The organism is Micromonospora sp. NPDC049107, assembly GCF_040648595.1.
Lineage (GTDB): Bacteria > Actinomycetota > Actinomycetes > Mycobacteriales > Micromonosporaceae > Micromonospora.
Window position 1 is genome coordinate 1 of record NZ_JBEZEC010000007.1, and the last position, 19077, is coordinate 19077.

Annotated in this window: 17 protein-coding genes; 3 read left to right on the forward strand and 14 right to left on the reverse strand. The window is 71.7% G+C overall.

Features of this window, described 5'->3' with window-relative positions:
• Positions 1 to 96: 96 nt before the first annotated feature.
• The 6 genes from AB0B55_RS17895 to AB0B55_RS17920 form a co-directional block, all read right to left on the reverse strand.
• Positions 97 to 843: an SDR family oxidoreductase gene (locus AB0B55_RS17895; protein WP_357172278.1), complete on the reverse strand. Its 747-nt coding sequence runs from the start codon at positions 841 to 843 to the stop codon at positions 97 to 99.
• Positions 844 to 1031: 188 nt separating this feature from the next.
• Entirely contained in the window at positions 1032 to 2129 is a 1098-nt protein-coding gene (locus AB0B55_RS17900) for a branched-chain amino acid ABC transporter permease (protein WP_357172280.1), read from the reverse strand.
• Positions 2126 to 3016 (reverse strand): branched-chain amino acid ABC transporter permease, encoded by an 891-nt coding sequence (locus tag AB0B55_RS17905; RefSeq protein ID WP_357134380.1) that lies wholly within the window; start codon positions 3014 to 3016, stop codon positions 2126 to 2128. The genes AB0B55_RS17900 and AB0B55_RS17905 overlap by 4 nt, the downstream gene beginning before the upstream one ends.
• Positions 3013 to 3735: an ABC transporter ATP-binding protein gene (locus AB0B55_RS17910; protein WP_357134381.1), complete on the reverse strand. Its 723-nt coding sequence runs from the start codon at positions 3733 to 3735 to the stop codon at positions 3013 to 3015. The genes AB0B55_RS17905 and AB0B55_RS17910 overlap by 4 nt, the downstream gene beginning before the upstream one ends.
• Complete coding sequence (locus tag AB0B55_RS17915; RefSeq protein ID WP_357134383.1) at positions 3735 to 4478, reverse strand: ABC transporter ATP-binding protein; 744 nt, start codon at positions 4476 to 4478, stop codon at positions 3735 to 3737. The genes AB0B55_RS17910 and AB0B55_RS17915 overlap by 1 nt, the downstream gene beginning before the upstream one ends.
• Positions 4479 to 4481: 3 nt before the next feature.
• A complete protein-coding gene (locus tag AB0B55_RS17920) occupies positions 4482 to 5681 on the reverse strand; it encodes a substrate-binding domain-containing protein (RefSeq protein ID WP_357134384.1) in 1200 nt (399 codons plus the stop codon).
• 287 nt (positions 5682 to 5968) lie between these two features.
• Here AB0B55_RS17920 and AB0B55_RS17925 point away from each other — a divergent pair, with 287 nt between their 5' ends.
• Positions 5969 to 6280 carry a winged helix-turn-helix domain-containing protein gene (locus AB0B55_RS17925; protein WP_357134386.1) on the forward strand — a complete coding sequence of 104 codons (312 nt, stop codon included), beginning with the start codon at positions 5969 to 5971 and terminating at the stop codon, positions 6278 to 6280.
• Between the two features lie 618 nt (positions 6281 to 6898).
• Here the strand turns inward: AB0B55_RS17925 and AB0B55_RS17930 are convergent.
• Positions 6899 to 8011 carry a glycerophosphodiester phosphodiesterase gene (locus AB0B55_RS17930; protein WP_357172281.1) on the reverse strand — a complete coding sequence of 371 codons (1113 nt, stop codon included), beginning with the start codon at positions 8009 to 8011 and terminating at the stop codon, positions 6899 to 6901.
• Between the two features lie 141 nt (positions 8012 to 8152).
• Here AB0B55_RS17930 and AB0B55_RS17935 point away from each other — a divergent pair, with 141 nt between their 5' ends.
• Both AB0B55_RS17935 and AB0B55_RS17940 read left to right on the forward strand, forming a co-directional pair.
• A complete protein-coding gene (locus tag AB0B55_RS17935) occupies positions 8153 to 9487 on the forward strand; it encodes a potassium transporter TrkG (protein WP_357134389.1) in 1335 nt (444 codons plus the stop codon).
• 52 nt (positions 9488 to 9539) lie between these two features.
• Positions 9540 to 10172, forward strand: a complete 633-nt coding sequence (locus AB0B55_RS17940) for a TrkA family potassium uptake protein (RefSeq protein ID WP_355053530.1) — start codon at positions 9540 to 9542, stop codon at positions 10170 to 10172.
• Between the two features lie 39 nt (positions 10173 to 10211).
• Here AB0B55_RS17940 and AB0B55_RS17945 read toward each other — a convergent pair whose 3' ends face one another.
• The 7 genes from AB0B55_RS17945 to AB0B55_RS17975 all read right to left on the reverse strand — a co-directional run bounded on the left by AB0B55_RS17945 (position 10212) and on the right by AB0B55_RS17975 (position 18956).
• Entirely contained in the window at positions 10212 to 11852 is a 1641-nt protein-coding gene (locus tag AB0B55_RS17945; RefSeq protein ID WP_357134390.1) for a serine/threonine-protein kinase, read from the reverse strand.
• Positions 11853 to 11923: 71 nt separating this feature from the next.
• Entirely contained in the window at positions 11924 to 13477 is a 1554-nt protein-coding gene (locus AB0B55_RS17950; protein WP_357134392.1) for a fused MFS/spermidine synthase, read from the reverse strand.
• 36 nt (positions 13478 to 13513) lie between these two features.
• Complete coding sequence (locus AB0B55_RS17955; protein WP_357134464.1) at positions 13514 to 14476, reverse strand: hypothetical protein; 963 nt, start codon at positions 14474 to 14476, stop codon at positions 13514 to 13516.
• 254 nt (positions 14477 to 14730) lie between these two features.
• On the reverse strand, positions 14731 to 15540 hold the full coding sequence (locus AB0B55_RS17960) for an inositol monophosphatase family protein (RefSeq protein ID WP_357134394.1): 810 nt from the start codon (positions 15538 to 15540) through the stop codon (positions 14731 to 14733).
• The gene (locus AB0B55_RS17965; RefSeq protein WP_088950306.1) at positions 15533 to 15985 is read right to left on the reverse strand and encodes a response regulator; all 453 of its coding nucleotides are present in this window, start codon (positions 15983 to 15985) and stop codon (positions 15533 to 15535) included. Before AB0B55_RS17965 ends, AB0B55_RS17960 begins: the two co-directional genes overlap by 8 nt.
• The gene (locus AB0B55_RS17970; RefSeq protein WP_357172761.1) at positions 15982 to 17706 is read right to left on the reverse strand and encodes an ATP-binding protein; all 1725 of its coding nucleotides are present in this window, start codon (positions 17704 to 17706) and stop codon (positions 15982 to 15984) included. Before AB0B55_RS17970 ends, AB0B55_RS17965 begins: the two co-directional genes overlap by 4 nt.
• Positions 17707 to 17711: 5 nt before the next feature.
• Positions 17712 to 18956: a fused response regulator/phosphatase gene (locus tag AB0B55_RS17975; RefSeq protein ID WP_357172283.1), complete on the reverse strand. Its 1245-nt coding sequence runs from the start codon at positions 18954 to 18956 to the stop codon at positions 17712 to 17714.
• Between the last annotated feature and the right edge of the window lie 121 nt (positions 18957 to 19077).

Below are 19077 nucleotides of genomic sequence, written 5' to 3' on the forward strand. Positions count from 1 at the left end.
AAGAGGTGCGCGTCAGGATCCGGCCGGATTCTGACGCGAACCTCTTGATCAACGCGGTTGGTGGTGGGGGGTGGGGTGGGGGTTGGGGGGGTGGGGTTAGCGGCCTAGGACTGAGCCGCCGTTGACGCCGAGGACCTGGCCGGTTACGTAGCCGGCGGCGGGGCTGGCGAGGTAGCGGACCGCCTCGGCGATGTCGTCCGGCAGCCCGGCCCGCCTTACGAGCGTCGCCGCGACCCGCGTGGCGTGCCCCTCGGGGGTCATTCGGTCGCCGAAGAACTCGGTCTCGGCCACGTAGCCCGGGCTCACCACGTTGACCGTGATCTGCTCCGGACCGAGCTGCGCCGCCAGGTCGTACGCCCAACCGTGCAGGGCCGCCTTGCCCGCTGAGTAGGGGCCACCGCCACCCCGCTGGGCGGAGATCGAGCTGACCAGGATCACCCGCCCACCGGGTCGACGCAGCGCCGGCCGCAACGCCTCGGTCAACAGCACCGCGGTGAGCACGTTGGCGTCCAGGTTGGCCCGCCAGTGTGCGGCGGTCCCGGCCAGCGTGTCGGTCTCCCCGCCCAGGTAGCCGCCCGCGTTGTTGACCACCGCGTCGACCGCCCGACCGTCGACCGCAGCCAGGACCCGGTCGAGCTGCTCCGGGTCGGTCAGGTCCGCGGTCACCGGGGTGACCGCGTCCGGCCGTCCACAGTCGACGCCGATGCGCTCGGCGGCCGCCGCCAACACGTCCGCCCGCCGCCCGGCGACAAGAACGTCGTACCCGTCCCGAGCGAGCGACCCCGCGATGGCCGCCCCGATCCCGGTCCCACCCCCGCTAACCACCGCAAGCCGCGATCCCATCTCGACCTACCTCCCCATCCCCGAACCCATCGGAGAACCCCGTCGCCGAACCCCGTCGATCATGAAGTTATCGCCATCCGGCACGGCGTGTCGTGACAATAACTTCATGATCACCGGGGACGGCGAGACCCGGGGGCGGTGAGACCCCGCGACGGTGAGACCCGGGGGACGGTGAGACCGGGGAGGGCTTAGCGGGGGCGGCGGAGGGATTTGGTCAGGGCGGTCAGGCGGGGGGCCAGGCTGGTCAGGCCGCCGGGGAAGAAGTACACCGCCAGGATGAAGACCGTGCCGAGGACGAACAGGGGCTGGCTCAGCGGGTGACTGAGGACGGCCGGCAGGTTGTCGACCGCGTCGCTCGTGCCGAACGCGGTGAGCCGGTGGTCCAGGTACATGTAGAGGACGCCGCCGAGCACCGGTCCCCACCGGGTGCCCGGTCCGCCGAGCACCACCATGACCAGCAGCGAGAGGGTCAGCTCGGAGGACGTGATGTGCGGCGACGCGCCGCCGACGATCAGGACGTAGACCACCCCGCCGGCCGACGCCAGCCCACCGGCCAGGGTGAACGCCACCAGCTTGTAGCGGTACGGGTCCAGCCCGAGCACGCCGATCCGCCGCTCGTCGTCCCGCAGCCCGGCGAGCACCCGACCGGTCGGTGACCCACTGACCCGGTGCACCACGAAGACCACGAGGGTCAGGTAGGCGAGCGCCAGCCAGTACAGGTTGACCGTGTTGGTCACCCCGACCAGTCCGGCCGGCAGCCCGGACACGTCCAGCGGTAGACCCTCCTCGCCGCCGGTGAGCCCGCCGAAGTCCCGGGCCACCAGGATCGCCCCGACCTGGGCGAACGCCAACGTGACCATGGCGAACGCGATGCCCACGGTCCGCAGGGCCACCGCGCCGAGCAGCGCCGCGAGGATCGTGCCACCGGTGATGGTCAGCAGCGCCGCCTGCCACAGCGGCAGACCGGCGCGGGTGACGAGGATGTCGGTGCCGTACACGCCGGCCGCGAAGTAGAGCGCGTGCCCGAACGAGAGCATCCCGGTCCGGCCGAAGAGCAGGTCGTAGCCGGCCGCCAGCCCGCCGAAGATCAGGCAGATGGCGAGGATCTGCAAGGTGCCCGGTGAGTTGACCGGTCCCTCGAAGATCCCCGGCAGCGAGATCGTCGAGTACGGCAGGATCGCCATCACCGCCAGCGCGACCAGCGGCAGGAACGGGCGGACCCGGTGCGCGCGGCCCGGTCGCGGCGAGGTGGGCGCCGGTGCCGGTGTTGCCTCGAGGAGCGTCATGCCGTTGCCACCTTTCCGGCGATGCCCTGCGGGCGCAGCAGCAGCACCACGGCCAGCAGCCCGACCACGCAGATGTCGCCCAGCCCGGACGTGCCGTAGTAGTTGACGAACTGCTGTACCAGCCCGACCACGACCGCCGCGTACGCGGAGCCGACCACCGAGCCCATCCCGCCGATCACCACCACGATGAACGCGAAGATCAGCAACGAGCCGCCCTGCCCGGGTGAGACGGTGCCGAAGTAGACCCCGCCCAGTGCTCCGGCGAGCGCGGCAGCCGCCCCACCGATCGCGAAGACCAGCGTGAACGCCTTGCGGACGTCGATGCCGAGCGCGGTCACCATCTCCCGGTTCTCCACCCCGGCCCGGATCACCAGGCCGTACCGGGTCCAGCGCAGGAAGGCCAGGATCGCGCCGAGCACCAGCACCGCCGCGATGATCAGCAGCAGGCCGCCGTTCGGCACCTGCGCGCCGAGGATCCCGGTCACCTGTCGGGTCCAGTCGGGGCGCGGGAACGGCCGGGCGTCGGCACCCCAGGTGGCCTGGAGCAGCGCCACCCCGGCCAGCGACAGTCCGACGGTGACCAGCACCTGCTCGATGGTGCGGGAGTAGAGCGGCCGGATCAGCACCAGCTCGACCAGGACCGCGACGAGCGTGCCGGCGGCCACCCCGAAGGCGACCGCGAGCACGAAGCCGAACCCGTCCGGGCCAGCGCCCGGCAGGTTGCCCGCCGCCCACCAGGTGCCGTACGCGCCGACGCCGAGGAACAGCCCGTGCGCGAAGTTGAGCACGTCAGCGAGGCCGAAGACCAGCGACAGGCCCGACGCGACCAGGAAGTACAGCGCCGCCAGGCCCAGCCCGGTCAGCGCCAGGAGGATTACCGTGCTCATGCCTTGACCTCCGCACCCACACCCAGCAGCGACTTGGTCAGCGCGGTCTCCAGCAGCAGGTCCTGGGCGTCGCCCGTCCAGGCGACCCGGCCGGCGGAGAGCACCACGGCGTCGCGGGCCAGTCGGCGTACGACGGCCAGGTTCTGCTCGACCAGCAGCACCGGCACCGACTCCGCGACCCGCTCCAACACCTCGGCCACCTCGGTCACCACCTTCGGCGCCAACCCCTTGGTCGGCTCGTCGACCAGCAGCAGCCGGTTGTCGTTGAGCAGCACCCGCCCGATCGCGAGCATCTGCTGCTGCCCGCCGGAGAGCGAGCCCGCCCGTTGGCGTCCGCGCCGGTCCAGCTCCGGGAAGAGAGCGAAGACCTTGTCGTACGCCGGGGTGGTGCCGCGCCGTTCGGCGAGCCGCAGGTTCTCGGCGACGGTGAGGCCGGCGAACACGCACCGGTCCTCCGGTACGTAGCCGAGCCCACCGCGGACCAGCCGGTGGGTGGGCCGGGCCAGCAGGCTCTGCGCGCCCATCCGGATGGTGCCGCGCACCTCCCCGGCGGGTGGGGTGAGGCCGACGATCGCGCGCAGCGTGGTGGTCTTGCCGACGCCGTTGCGGCCAAGCAGGACGGTCACGCCGGTCGGGGCGACCGTGAAGGACACGCCCTGAAGGATGTGCAGCCCGGAGATCCGGACCGACAGGTCCTCCACAGTGAGGATCGGTTCCACTAGAGCGACTCCCCCAGGTAGGCCTCTTGCACGGTGGGGTTGGCCATCACCGTCTCCGGGGTGTCGCAGGCCAGCAGAGCGCCGTGGTGCATGACGGCGATCCGGTCGGCCAGCTCCAGGATGACGTCCATGTGGTGCTCGACCATCAGCACCGACCGGCCGCTGTCGCCGGTCAACGACTTGATGACCGTCACCAGCTCGGGCACGTCCTCGGCGCTGACCCCGGCCATCGGCTCGTCGAGCAGCATCACCCGTGGCTCACCGGCGAGCAGCAGGGCGATCTCCAACTTGCGCTTCTCGCCGTGGGCCAGGGTGCCGGCGAGCGCCGTACCCCGGTGGGCGAGGCCGACCCGGTCGAGCGCCGCGTCGGCGGCGGCGGCGACCTCCCGGTCGGCCGCCGCCCGCCGCCACAACGCCATCGAGCCCCCGCGGTGCGCCTGCACGGCGAGCCGGACGTTCTCCCGCACGCTGAGCGAGCCGAAGACCGAGGACGCCTGGAAGGTACGGCCCAGACCGAGGCGGGCCCGCCGGTGCGGCGGGAGCCCTCCGATGTCCTGCCCGTCCAGGGTGATCCGGCCCTCCGTGGCCCGGCGCAGGCCGGTGATCAGGTTGAACAGTGAGGTCTTGCCGGCGCCGTTCGGCCCGATCACGCCCAGGAACTCTCCCGGCGCCAGGTCGAGGTAGACGCTGTCGACGATGGCGACCTCACCGATCCGCCAGGTCAGACCGCGGGTGGCGAGCATTTCTCAGCCCTTCATGGCCACGGCCGGTGGCGCGGTCTCGTCGCCGGTGAGGCTCTTCTGCGCGGTGGCCGTGAAGTCGGTGCCGCTGCCGGTGAGCTTGGCCTGGAACATCGGCTGCAGCAGCGCGTGGTCGGCGGCGCGGATGGTCATCTTGCCCTTGACCCCGTCGAAGCTCCAGTCCTCGAGAGCCTTGACCATCTTTTCGACGTCGTCGCCACCCTCCTGCACGGCCCGCACCACCATCTGGGCGGCGGCGAAGCCGTCCGGGTGGAACAGGTCGATGGTGTTCACCTTGGCCTTGAGCGCCTTGCTGGCCTCGGTGTCGGACGCGCCGTCGAAGTAGTGCGACAGGAAGGAGATCTTCGCGCCGGCCGCCCCGAAGGTGGGCCAGGAGGCGCGGATGTCCAGGCCGGTGACGACCGTGGTGGACGACAGCACGCCCTGCTGGTCGAGGGTCTGCCACATGGCCGGGGCGGTCGTGCCGGCCCAGGCGACGAAGAGCAGGTCCGGCTTGGCGGCCTTGATCTGGCTGGCGAACGGCGTGAACTCGGTGGCGCTGGCCGGTGCCCGCACACTGCTCACGGTGGCGCCCGCGCCGCCGATGACGGTCTTGACGGCCGCCTCGTTGGCGTCGCCGAACGCGCCGTCCTGGGCGAAGACCACGACCTTCTTGCCGGTCGGGTCGCCGATGAAGGACTTGGCCGTCACCACGTCCTGGTAGGACTGCCGACCGGACCGGAACGTGTACTTGTTCGCCCCGGTCACCGCGTCGGTCGCGGCCGGGCCGGAGATGAAGAGAACCTTGTTCTGCGCCGCGATCGGCGCGACCTGCAACGCCACCCCGGACGCGGTCGAGCCGGCAATGATCTTCGTGCCCTTGCCGATCAGGTCCTTCGCGGCGGAGACCGCCTTGGCCGGGTCACCGGCGTCGTCGACCTCGGTCAACTCGATCTTCCGGTCACCGACCTTGCCGGTGCCCTTGGTGGCGAAGTCGAGCCCCGCCTTGAAACCCTCGATGTACTGCTTGCCGTAGCTGGCCAGGGCTCCCGATTGGGAGTACACCAGGCCGACCTTGACCGGGGCGGCACTGTCGCCGCCGCCGGTGGCGGTGTCCTGCGGGCTACCGCAGGCCGTGGCGGCCAGCGCCGCGGCCATCATCGTGGCGGCGGAGAGGAACGCCCGCCGCGTGTGCCGGACCGTCATCGCGACTCCAGGTGAGGACAGGATGCTTGGTTGTCGGCTCACGCTAGAAGTGACGTCACCCACGGGCTATGTGGCGGAAACACACAAGTAACGCCAGGGGGGTGGCCCGGGGTTACAACCGGCCGCACTACCACCCCCGACCCGGATCCCCCGATGGCCCGCAGCGCCACGGACGGATCGACAGGTGTGTCGCCCCGAGCCATCCGCCGTCAACCGCACGGCCCGGCGTGGTCCGCCGGGCGCGGGCACCGCCGCCGGCCGCCGAGCAGGTGGTCACAGAACACCCGATGTCGTACGCACTGAGCATCCTCCTCCGACACCGTCGTCTCCGCCCGGTCCACGTCGGCGAGGAAACCCAGCGCGGCGTGATCGCCCGCGCGAACCGCAACGCCGCCGGTAGGTCAGCGGCGATCGCCGCGAAGATCAAGAGCGGCGACTTGAAGCCGGGCGAGAAGCTGCCCTCCACTCGGGAACTCGCCGAGAGCTACGCCGTGCACATGAACACGGCGTCGCGGGCGCTCTCCCTGCTGCACGACCGCGAGCTGATCACCGGCCAGCCTGGGCGCGGCACCTACGTCGCCGAGCACCCCGACCGCTGACGCTCCACCCTCCGCCTCTCCCGCCCTCCGCACTCCCCCGGCGTCGCCCCGCCCACCCTCCGCACTCCTCCCGCGTCGCCCCTCCCGCCCCGGCCGCCGTCGCCGAGGCCGGCGCTGCGGCTGGCGAGGTCGAGCGGCGAAGATCCGCGCAACTTCCCTGTTGTTGCTGCTTCAGGGCCGGCGGAAGCAGCAACAACAGGGAAGTTGCTGCCCCCATGCCGCCTCACCCCATCAAGATCGTGCTCGATCGTTGAAGTAGTGGCTTCGGGGGCGCGGCGATGCCACTACTTCCTGGATCGAGCACGATCTTGCGCCCGCGCCCGGGACGCCGCTGGCCCGGCGTCCGAGGTGACGGACGACGGGCCAGCGTGTGGGCCGGGCGTGATCGGCCCGGTGGTCGACTCGGAGCGGGTCAGCTCCGGGCCGAGGACCAGCGGCGGGTCAGCGGGCGGGCCGAGGACCAGCGGCGGGCCAGCGGGCGGGCCGAGGACCAGCGGTGGGCCAGCTCCGGGCCGAGGACCAGCGGCGGGCCAACGGGCGGGCCGAGGACCAGCGGCGGGCCAACGGGCGGGCCGAGGACCAGCGGTGGATCAGCGGCCCGGGGCGGTGTCGGCGGGGTCAGCGGCCGGCGCGGGCGGCGACCGCCGTGTCCGGGTGGTCGCTGAAGACGCCGTCCAACCCGAGGCCGAAGAACAGTTCGTACTCGGCCGTGATGTCGCCGCGCGCGTTCGGGTCGGTGCCGATGCGGAAGTCGACGGGGAGGAACTGGTTCTCCGCGCGGAACGTCCACGAGTGCACGAGCAGCCGTTCGCGGTGCGCGTCCCGGACCATGTTCGTCGGGGCGAGCAGGTTGCCGGCGGCGTCGCGGGGCACGATCAGGTTCTTGTTCGCGCCGATGCCGTCGGCGTACCCGGCGATCCACTTCAGGCCGGCGGCTGTGGCGAGGTCCTGGTAGGTGCGGGTGTCACCGGCGGCGGTGAAGTCGTACGGGCGGCCGGTCGCGTCGAGGAGCTGGATCAGCTTCACCTCGGTCAGCCGGCTCAGGCGGCGCAGGTTGGCCGTCTCGAACGACTGGATGAAGACCGGCGAGTTCTTCCGGTCCAGCTTGTTCTGCCGCAGCACCGCCAGCAGCGGCTCCTCCAGCGGCTTGCCGATGGACGTGAAGTAGCTCGGGTGCTTGGTCTCCGGGTAGATGCCGATGGTGCGGCCCCGTGCCCGCCCCTCGGTCCGGGCGAGGTCGATGACCTCCTGGAGGGTGGGCACCTCGAATCGGCCGTCGAAGGCGGTGTTCGCCACGCGTACCTGCGGCAGCCGCTCCTTGGCTCGCAGCGTCTTCAGCTCGGCGAGGGTGAAGTCCTCGGTGAACCAGCCGGTCACGGCGACGCCGTCGATGGTCTTCGTCGCCTTGCGGGCCGCGAACTCCGGGTGGGCCGCGACGTCGGTGGTGCCGGAGATTTCGTTCTCGTGCCGGGCGACCAGCACGCCGTCGGAGGTGGACACCAGGTCCGGCTCGATGTAGTCGGCCCCCATCCGGATCGCCAGCCGGTACGCCTCAAGGGTGTGCTCCGGCCGGTAACCGCTGGCCCCACGGTGACCGATGACGATCGGCCGGTCGGTGGGCCGGGCGCGGTCCGCGTCGGACGAGGGGCCGGCGGCGGCCATGGTGGGCACGGCCACGGCGGCGGCGAGCAGCGCGCCGGCCACACCGAGGGTCGAGAGGGTACGTCGCAACGCCGTCTCCTGTCATCGAGGGTGTCGCAGACAGCAGACCCGGTGCGATTGGCCGGGAGTTGGTCGATGTCTGGCCGGCAGGTGAACCTCCGGAATGGGCGTTCCGACTCCGGCGGTCGTACGGAAAAGGAAGATTGTCTGGTGCGTCGGTTACTCCGCAACCCCGTGCGGCTCGTGCCGTTGGGGTTCCTGGTGCCGATCCTGCTCGGCACCGGGCTGCTGATGACGCGCTGGTCGACCGTCCAGCACCAGCGACCGCCCCTGGTCACCGCGCTGTTCACCGCCACCTCGGCGGTGTCCGTCACCGGCATGGTGGTCACCGACACCCCGAACTACTGGTCCGGCGGCGGCCTGTTGGTGATCACCCTGCTCACGCAGCTCGGCGGTCTCGGCATCCTCACCGTCGCGGCGCTTGTCATCCTGGTGGTCTCCCGTCAGCTCGGCCTGCGCAACCGGCTGCTGGTGCAGGCCGAGACGGCGGAGTTCGGCGTTGGAGACGTGACCCGGCTGCTGAGCCGGATCGCGGCGACCGTCTTCGCCTGCGAGGCGGTGATGACGGCGCTGGTCGCCGGCCGCCTCTGGTGGGCGTACGACTACCCGCCCGGCCGGGCCCTCTGGTCGGGGGTGTTCCACTCCGTCCAGGCGTTCAACAACGGTGGGTTCGCGCTCTACTCGGACGGCCTGCTGGCCTTCGACCGTGATCCGTGGGTGTCGCTGCCGTTGGCGTTCGGCGCCATCGTCGGCGGTCTCGGGTTCCCCGCCCTGTTCGAGGCGGTGCGCGAGTGGCGCAGGCCGGCGGGCTGGGCGGTCGCGACCAAGCTGACGATCTGGGGCAGCGTGGCGCTGCTGCTGCTCGGCTTCGTCGGTCTGCTCGCCGCCGAGTGGACCAACGCCAGCACCATCGGCCCGTACGACGCCGCCGGGAAGACGCTCGCGTCGTTCACGCAGATCGCGTTGAGCCGGACGGGCGGGTTCAGTGTCCTGCACATCGCCGACCTGCAGGAGGAGAGCTACCCGCTGCTCATCGTCCTGATGTTCATCGGTGGCGGGAGCGCCAGCACGGCCGGCGGCATCAAGGTGTCCACGTTCTTCCTGCTGGCGTTCACCATCTGGGCGGAGCTGCGCGGGGAGCCCGATGTGACGGTCGGGCACCGCCGGGTGGCCACCGCCAGCCAACGGCAGGCCGTCACCGTCGCTCTGCTGAGCGTCGCGCTGGTCACCGCCGGGACGATGCTCCTGCTGCTGCTCACCGAGGGCGTGCGGTTCGTCGCGGTGCTGTTCGAGGTCACGTCCGCGTTCAGCACCACCGGGCTGACCATCGGCCTGGCCGGCGAACTGCCGAGCAGTGGTCAGGTGGTGCTGACGGTGTTGATGTTCATCGGTCGGGTCGGGCCGCTCACCCTCGGGTCGGCGATCGCCTTGAACACCCGACGCCGGCTCTACCGCTATCCCCAGGAACAGCCGATTGTCGGCTAGCGACGAGGAGGTCGAGGTGTCGACGAGACGAGCGGACGGCGGTGGCGTCGTCGTGATCGGGCTGGGCCGGTTCGGCTGTCACCTGGCCGGGTCCCTCGCCCGGATGGAACGCGAGGTGTTGGCCGTCGACCGCAATCCGGACCAGGTGCAGCGCTTCTCGGCCCAGCTCGACCGGGTGGTGCAGGCGGACGCGACGGAGGAGGGGGCGTTGCGGCAGCTCGGCGTCGCGAGTTTCGGTCGGGCCGTGGTGGCCATCGGGGCGTCGGTGGAGGCGAGCGTGCTCACCGTGCTGGCGCTTGTCGAGCTGGGTCTGCCGCAGATCTGGGCCCGCGCCACGTCGCAGAAGCACGCCAAGATCCTGTCGTCCGTCGGCGCGCACCATGTGATCTTCCCGGAGGCGGAGACCGGTGACCGGGTGGCGCACCTGATCGTCAGTCGGCTGCTCGATTTCATCGAGTTCGACGACGACTTCGCGATCGCCACCGTCCGGGTTCCGCCGTCCCTGGTCGGTCGGACACTGCACGACCTGCGTCCGCACGAGCGCGACGGGGTCCGGGTGATCGGCGCGAAGGTGCCGGGCGAGCGTTTCCGGTACGCCTCGGACGACACGGCGCTCGTGGACGGCGGAGTACTTGTCGTGGAGGGCGGGATAGACCAGGTGCAGCGGTTCGCGGGGCGGCGCTGACACCTCACTTCGGGTGGCGCGCGTGCCCCTCAGGCGCTGTCACCCTTTTCCCGGACCACCCGGCCCCTTGCCCTTGTTCGCCTTCGGCGCCTTCGGCTGCTCGGGTGCCTTCGGTGGCGCGGGTGCCTTCGGAGCGACCTTGGTGGTGGTCTTCGTCGTCTTCTTCGGTGCGGCCTTGGTCGGGGCGACCTTGACGGCCGGGGCGGTGGACGGGACCGACCCGGCCACCCCGGAGACGCGTACCCCGCAGGTCGCGTCGCCGAGCCGGAACTCCACCGGCAGCGGGTTCGCCCCGGTGTACGTACCGGCCAGGGTCAGCTTCTCGGCCGCGCCGGGCGCCAGCGTCTTGCCCTGCGCCGCGGGGCGAATCTGCACCGCGCCGCCCTGCTGCTGCGCCGGGGCGGGCTCGGCCTTGGTCACCTTCTGCTGGCCGGGGAACGTGAAGCTCATCGTCCAGTCGCTCAGCGCCCGGTCGCCGGTGTTGGTCAGGGTCAGTTCCGCGGTGAAGTCCTTGCCGGAGTCGGTGCGCAGCGCGTACGCCACCTCGCAGGGCGCCTTCTCCGGCAGACCCATCCGCGCCTCGGTGGTGGGCCGGTCCTGGCCGCTGGCCGGGCTGCGGGAGGTGAGCCCCCACATCGCCCCGGTGACCGCGATCAACCCGACGGCTGCTACCCCGGCCTCCACCCGCCGACGCCGGTTCGCCTGCCGGATGCGGCCTCGCCGGGTCCGCGACAGCGGAAGAGCGTCCGTCTCCGCCGACCAGGGCAGGATCGTGGTGCCCGCGTTGGCCAGCGCGGCGGGGTCCAGCGGACCGCCCGCCGGTGAGACCGGTACCGCCGCCAGCATTCCGGCCGCCTCGGCGAGGGTCCGGGCCAGCTCGGCGGTGGCCGGCCGGTCGGCGGGACGCTTGGCGAGGCAGCGCCGGACCAGGTCGGTCACCTCGTCGGGCAGCCCGGGCACCGGCGGCATCGGCTCCGGGTCGTTGTACATGTGTGCCCGCAGCATCTGGGTGGTCGTGGTCGCCTCCCACGGCAACCGACCGGTGAGCATCCGGTAGAGCAGCAGCCCCACGGCGTACACGTCGGTGGCCGGGGACACCTGGCCGTTGTCCAGCCGCTCCGGCGCGAGGTACGCGGGCGTGCCCAGCAACGCGCCGTCCGGCCCCTTCTCGCTCTCGCCCACCAGCGCGGAGATCCCGAAGTCGACCACCTTCACCCCGGTCGGGGTGAGCATGACGTTGCCCGGGGTGACGTCGCGGTGCACGACCCCACGGCTGTGCGCGGTGGCCAGCGCGGAGCTGACCTCCGCGCCGATCGTCACCGCCTCACGCCACGGCAGCCGCAGTTCGCGGCCGAGCCGGGTCGCCAGCGAACCGCCGTCGACCAGTTCCATCACGACGTACGGCACGGTCAGGCCGACCTGGTGGGACTCGCCGTAGTCGTACACGTTGGTGATGTTGGGATGGCAGAGCCGCGCGGCGGCCTGCGCCTCGACGCGGATGCGGTGCCGGAAGGCCCGGTCGGTGGCCAGCCGTGACGCCAACACCTTCACCGCGACCTGGCGACCCAGCACCTCGTCGTAACCGCGCCAGACCACCGACATGCCACCCGCGCCGAGCTGCTCGACGAGCCGATACCGCTCGTCGAGGAGTTGCGCGCCGTTACGGTCCCCACCGCCCATGGTGGCCGTTGTTGCCCACCACGGACCGCTCTACACCTGAAGGATCGGAATCGGTCAGGAATATCACCCGATCAGGCGGTCGCCAGCAGTTGGTCCACCGGCGCGTAGTCGTCGGTCAGCACCATCGCCGTGCCGACGAAATCCGTGAGGTCCGCGCCGGAGAGCAGGCTGACGCTCGCGTCGACCACGTCGAGGCGGGCGCGGACGGCGGCCAGCGGCAGCGGCGCGTCGGAGGCGACGATGAGGAAGTTGCTGCCCCGCTGTTCGGCGAGCGCCTCCGGCGGGGCGATCAGCGCGATGTTCGTGAACTCGGCGGCGACCGTCGCCAGCTCGGCGCGGATGAACCGCAGCGGCGGGTAGTCGATGACGTTCTGCACGTACACCCCGCCGGGGCGGGTCACCCGCCGGATCTCGGCGGCCATCTCCCGGGTCGCCAGGTGCCAGGGCACCACCAGGTGGCCGAACGCGTCGCCGACGACGAGGTCGCGGCTGTCCGCCGGCTCGTCGGCGACCAGCATCCGGGCGTCGCCCACGACCGTCCGCAGCCCTGGGCCCGGGCGTACGCCGAGTTCCCGTTCGCCCAGCTCGACCAGGCCACCGTCGATCTCGAACACCACGTTGTCGGTGCCCGGCCGGGTGGCGGTCAGGTACGTCGGCACGGTGAAGCCGCCGCCGCCCAGGTGCAGGGCGTCCAACCGCTGCCCGGCCGGCGCGGCCACGTCGGCGACCGCGCCGATCCACTTCGTGTACGCGTACTCCAGGTGCCTCGGGTCGGCCAGATCGACGTACGAGTGCTGGGCGGAGTTGAGCAGCAGCATCCGGCCGCTGGGCCGGTTCGGGTCGGTGGTGACACGGGCGCAGTGGTACGCCGTCTCGATGTCGCACGGGTTCGGCGCGATGGTGCTCAGTCCCGCCCCGAGCAGGCCGAGGACGGCCAGCGCTGCGCGGGCCCGGGCCCGACCCGGCAGGTCGGTACGCGTCTGACGGCGCAGGTACCAGCCGAGACCGATACCGACCAGGCCGAGGGAGATCGCCAGCGCCAGCAGGATGACCGTGCTGGGCAGCGCGGCGACCAGCACGAAGCCGGTGAGCAGGGTGGCGGTGATGCCGCCCAGGGTGCCGATGCCGGACAGCCGGCCGACCACCTGGCCGGTCCGGCGCAGGTCGGCGAGCTGGAGCTTCACCACCAGCGGGGTGACCGCCGCCAGCAGCGCCGCCGGCACGAACACGGCGAGTGCCACGAGCAGCAGGATGGCGCTGGCCGCCCCGCCACGGAGCACCTCGCCGGCGTAGCGCACCACGGGCAGGGTGATCGCGGTGGCGATCCCGGCCAGCACCAGGGCGGGTGCCAGCAGGCCGCGCGGGTCGCGCCGGTCGGCCAACCAGCCGCCGGACCACGCGCCGTAGGCGATCGCGGCGAGCGCGATGCCGATGACCGAACTGGTCACCTGGAGGGTCACTCCGACGTACGGGCCGACCAGGCGCAGCGCGACCGTCTCCAGCACCAGCACAGCACCGCTGGCGAAGAAGACCAGGAAGGCGGCCAGGCCGTTGGGCAGCGCCCCGCCGGTGACCGGCACGGGCGGAGCTTCGGGAGCCGCTACGTCGGACGATGGGAAACTCATCGTCGCGATGGTACGCAGCGAAGCTGCCGCTCCGGGTCAGTACATCGAGAGATGAACATGGTTCGTGTGCGATGCGGCGGGACTGCCGCTGCCACTGTAGGCACGCCACCCGGTGCCGGGATGCCAGATCTGCCGGTACCAGATCACGTAGAGCACACCCAGACGCTCGGCGTTGCGGACGTGCCAGGCGGCCAGGCTGTCCCCGTACGCCTTGTCGCCGCCGGTCGCGTTCTTGTCCTCGAAGCCGTTCGTGGCGGCCGAGAAGTCGCAGGCCCGACCCTTCGGATGCTCGCCACCGCCACCGCTGCGCTTGCAGGAGACGTGCCGCTTGTAGCCGGCCGCCTGGGTCTCCTTGAGCGCGTGCAGGGTGCGCGGGGTGATGCATCCCGAGGTCGTCGGGTCCTTCACCGAGCAGGACTCCGACGGCCACGAGCCGTCGGAGTTCCGTGGCGCCGGCTTTGCCGAGGACGAGCTGCCGCCGCTGAACCCGCTGCTGCCGCCCGAGCTGACCTCGGCCAGCGCCGCCTCGGCCTCCTTCTTCTTCTTGGCCATGACGGCGAGCTGCTTCTGCTGCTCACGGACCTCGGTGTCGATAGCGATCTTGGCCTGTTGGGCCTGCTGCCGGGCCTCGGTGAGATCACGCAACCGCTTGCTGTCCCGCTGGGCCATCAGGTCCAGGTCGGCCGCCCGTTGCAGGAACGCCTGCGGAGTCGCCGTGTTGAGCAGCATCGCCGTCGGGGTGAGCCGACCCGCCCGGTACGACTGCGCGGCCACCTCGCCGACCTGGGCGGTCAACCCGACCAGGCGAACCTCGACGGCCTTCAGCTCGCCGTTCAACGCCGTCTGCCGCCGCTTGGAGTTGTCCAGCTTGGCCTTGGCCTCGATGTGGCCCTTGGCGGTCAGTTCCAGCGCGTCCCGCAACTTCTTGGTGCCGCCCTCGTCCGGCTCCGCCGATGCGGGCACACCTGGAGCGAGCACCAGTGCCAGGGCGGCGAGCAGAGGGAGCAGTACGCGGCGAACGCGCGGCTGACTGAGCCTGGTGGTGGGCACGAAAGCGTCCTTCCGTCGACCGCCGGCCCCCGGTGAACTCTGCGCGGCGGCGTCCCCGCCGGCGCCGGGCGGCGGCCTGCTGGCGGAGACCGCCGGTCACGATACCGGAACGCGCGCCGGTGACCAGTCCCGCGACCGCCCACCGGCCCCGGTGTCGACGCAGCGTGCCGGCGTCGTAGCGCGCCGCACGCGAGGGCTCCGGTTCAGGAGCTGAGCAACGCCTCGTGGACCTGGGCCCAGACCTGTTCGTTGGCCGCGACGAGCAACCCGCGACCCTCGTCGGCCGGGTGGTAGTCCACGCCGTCGAACCGGCGCGCCACGCCACCGGCCGCGCGCACCAGCAGGCTGCCCGGGGCATGGTCCCAGGGCAGGGTGCGCCAGAAGAGGGCGAACTGCTGCTCGCCGGTGAGGATGTCCAGGTACTCCCGGCCGGCGCAGTGCTGGCCGGGCAGCAGCTCGCCGAGCCGTCGACCACCGGCACGGACCCGGTCGCGGGCCTCCGGCGGCAGGAAATGCGTCATCGCCACGCCGCGAATGTCGCCCAGGGACGGCACGACGTCGGCGGTGCCGACCGGCTGGCCGTTGAGCAGGGTGCCCTCGTCGGCAAGGCCGGCGGCAAGCGTCCCCGCCATCGGGTCGAGGATCCAGCCCGCCTTCGGCCGCCCGTCGGTCAGCAGGGCGACCATCAGGGCGAACGGTCGGCGGCCGGCGGCGAAGTTGGCCGTGCCGTCGACCGGGTCGACCAGCCACACGTCCCCGGTGTCGCGCAGGTGGCCCAGCAGCTCCGGGTCGTCGGCGACGCCCTCCTCACCCACCACCACCGAGCCCGGCCGAAGCCGACGCAGCCCGGCGGAGATCAGCTCCTCGGCGCGACGGTCGGCGACGGTGACCACCTCGCCGGGCGCCTTCTCCGACACGTCGTCGTCGTCGAGCTTGCGGAACAGCGGCAGCACGACCTGGTCGGCGGCCTCCGAGAGGAGGTCGCCGACGTCGTCGAGCAGGGTGTCAGCCACGCGGCGGCAACTTGACCACGCTGACGAAGAACTCGTCGATCTGCCGGACCACCGAGATGAAGCGCTCGAAGTCGACCGGCTTGGTCACGTAGGCGTTGGCGTGCAGCTGGTAGCTGCGCAGGATGTCCTCGTCGGCCTGGGAGGTGGTGAGGACGACCACCGGGATCCGGCGCAGTTCCTCGTCCTTCTTGATCTCTTCCAGCACCTCCCGCCCGTCCCGGCGCGGCAGGTTGAGGTCGAGCAGGATCAGGTCGGGCGCCACGGCGTCCGCGTACTGACCCTCGCGCCGCAGGTAGGCCAGCGCCTCGGCACCGTCGGAGACGACGGTCAGCCGGTTGCGCAGCTTGTGCTCCTCGAACGCCTCCTGGGTCATCAACACGTCACCCGGGTCGTCCTCGACCAGCAGGACCTCGATCGGGCTCTTGCCGTCCGCCGGCGCGGTCATCCCACCGTCTCCCTCATGTCACCCGTTCTACCGCCTTCCGGCGGCCCGTCGGCCCGGTCCGGCTGGTCCGCCCCGGCGGAGTGCTCCGACAGCGCGGGAGAAGCCCCGTCCGCGGGCGTCACGTCGCCCGCCGAGCCCTCCTGCGGTTCCTCGACCGGTTCGCCGGCGGCAGCCGCCTCCACGTCCTCCGGACGCGCCGGGAGCGTGAACCGGATGGCGGTGCCCTCCGGCACGTCGGTGTCCACCCACACCCGCCCGCCGTGATATTCCACGATCTTCTTGACGATCGCCAACCCGATGCCGGTGCCCGGGTACGCGTCCTTCGAGTGCAGCCGCTGGAAGATCACGAAGATCTTGTCGGCGAACTCCGGCTCGATACCGATGCCGTTGTCCTGGCAGCTGATCTCCCACTCGGCGTCGACCAACCGAGCCGAGATGTGCACCTTCGGCGGCAGGTCCGGACGGCGGAACTTGATCGAGTTGCTGACCAGGTTGGCCAGCAGGTTCGTGAGCAGCGGCTCCTCGCCACGGATCACCGGCAACCCGGTCCAGGTCAGCTCCGCGTCCGCGTACTGCCGGGCAGCCTCGGTCTGGCCGGCCACGTCGCCCATCACCTTGTTCAGGTCGACGTCCACGAAGCCGGTGGTGAGCCGGCCGATCCGGGAGAACGCGAGCAGGTCGTTGATCAGTCGCTGCATCCGCTGCGCGCCGTCCACCGCGAAGGCGATGTACTGGTCGGCCCGCTCGTCGAGCTGCCCGGCGTAGCGGCGCTGGAGCAACTGGCAGAAGCTGGCCACCTTGCGCAGCGGCTCCTGCAGGTCGTGGGACGCCACGTACGCGAACTGCTCCAGGTCACGGTTGGACCGGGTCAGCTCCTCGGCCTGCTTCTGGAGCTGGCTGTTGACCCACTCGATGCGTTCGCGGGCCTCCCGCACCTCGGCCAGGTCGGAGGCGATCTTCTGGCGCATCGCGTCCACGTCGTCGCCGAGCTGGATGAACTCTGGTGGGCCGACGGTGGCGACGCGGTGCTGGTAGTCGCCCGCGGCGACCTCGCGAACCTGGTCGGCGAGGCCGGTCAGGGGCCGGACCACCATCCGGTCCAGCGAGAGCAGCAGCACCGCGCCGGCCACGACGACCACCAGGGCCGCAATGATCAGCAGTACGACGAGCACGTTGCTGCTGTTGCGGACGTCCGCGGCGGACTGCTCCCGAGCGTCCAGGATCTCCTTCTGCAGGTCGTCGACGGCCGACCTGACCTGGTCGAACCGCTGCCGGGCCTGCTCGGTGACGAGCGCCTGACCGGCCCGGGTGCCCTCGCGCTCCGTCGTGGTGATCACCGGCTCGGCGACGGTCTCCCGCCACTGCGCCGAACGCTCCTCAACGGTCCGCAGCTCCTGACCGATCTGCGGGTAGTCGTGCAGCAGGGCCCGCATCCCGGCGACGGTGACCTTCTCCTGTTCGAGGCCCGCGTCGTACGGACCCAGGTCGGCCGGGTCACCGCTGACCGCGTACCCGCGCACCGCCGTCTCCTGGTCGAGCACCGCGTTGAGCAGTTCCTGCGACTGCACCCGCAGCGGCCCGGTCTGGTTCAGGATCGCGTCGATCTGGGTGCGGTTGCGGGCGGCCATGGCCGCCTCCGCGACGGCCAGACCGATCAGCAGCACACCCACAACGGTGAGCAGCGTGATGACCCGGCGGCGCAGACTCCAGCCGCCGACCATCGGCGTCACCGGCCACCACCGCGGCTGACCAGCAGCATCGCCACGTCGTCGGCGAGCGGACCACCGTTGATCTGCTCGGCCCGGCCCACCAGCCAGGCGGGCAGCTCGGGCAGCGACACCTCCCGGTTGGCGGGCTCGTCGAGCAGCCCACTCAGGCCCGGCACGTCGAGCCGTTCGTTGCCCGTGCCCACCCGTCCCTCGATCAGGCCGTCCGTGTACATCAGCAGGGACCAGTCATCGGTGTCGAACTCCAGGTCGAAGGCGATCGGCCGGCGGGGTCGTACGCCCAGCAGCAGGCCGCCGGGGGCGGGCACCGGGACGACCCGGCCGCCGGAGAGCAGCAGCGGCGGCGGGTGCCCGGCGAGTCGGACGGTGGCCCGGTTGGCGTCCAGGTCGAGTCGGGTGGTGGCCACCGTCGCGAAGATCTCCTGAAGGCGGCGCTCACTCATCAGCACCTGTTCCAGGGCGGGCAGCACCTCGTCGTCCGGCACCCCGGCGAGCACGAGGGCCCGCCAGGCCACCCGCAGTTCCACACCGAGCGCGGCCTCGTCCACCCCGTGCCCGCAGACGTCCCCGACGATCAGGTCGAGCCGGTCCGGACGGGTCTGCACCACGTCGAAGAAGTCCCCGCCGATCAGCGCGGCGTGCCGGCCCGGCCGGTAGAAGGTGTGTACCGCCACCTGGTCGGTCGTCATCAGCGGCTGCGGCAGCAGGCCGCGTTCGAGGCGGGCCGACTCGGCCTGGCGCAGCTCGACCTCGCGCAGCCGGCGGGCGTTCTCGTCGGCGCGCTTACGCTCGACCGCGTAGCGCAGCGCCCGGGTCAGCAGCACCCCGTCCACCTGGCCCTTGACCAGGTAGTCCTGTGCGCCCTCGGCGACCGCCACGACGCCCAGGTGCTCGTCCGAACGGCCGGTCAGGACGCAGACCGCCGCGCCGCTGGACATCTCCAGCACCTGACGCAGCCCGTCCAGCCCCTGGGCGTCCGGCAGGCCCAGGTCGAGCAGGACGCAGTCCACGTCGCCGATCCGCTGCCGTGCCTCCCGGAGGCTGGTGGCGACCAGCAGGTCGATCATCGAGTTCGTCTCGGCGAGCAGCTCACCGACCAGGAAGGCGTCGCCCTCGTCGTCCTCCACCAGCAGCACCCGCAGCCGCTCGCCGGGCGGCAGGTTGCCGTGCCGCGCCAGCCCGCCGTGCGGGTACGGCACGACAGGGGAGCCGGCCAGGCCGCCTCCCCGGTGGGGCCGGGTCACCGCCGCGAGACGCGGGAGTTCGCTGGTGATGTCGGGCTCCTTCCGAGTGCCCTGCTGATCCTGTATTAGACAACGGTCGCACACAACACGATGGCCGCGGCACGGGCGGGGATGGGCAGGA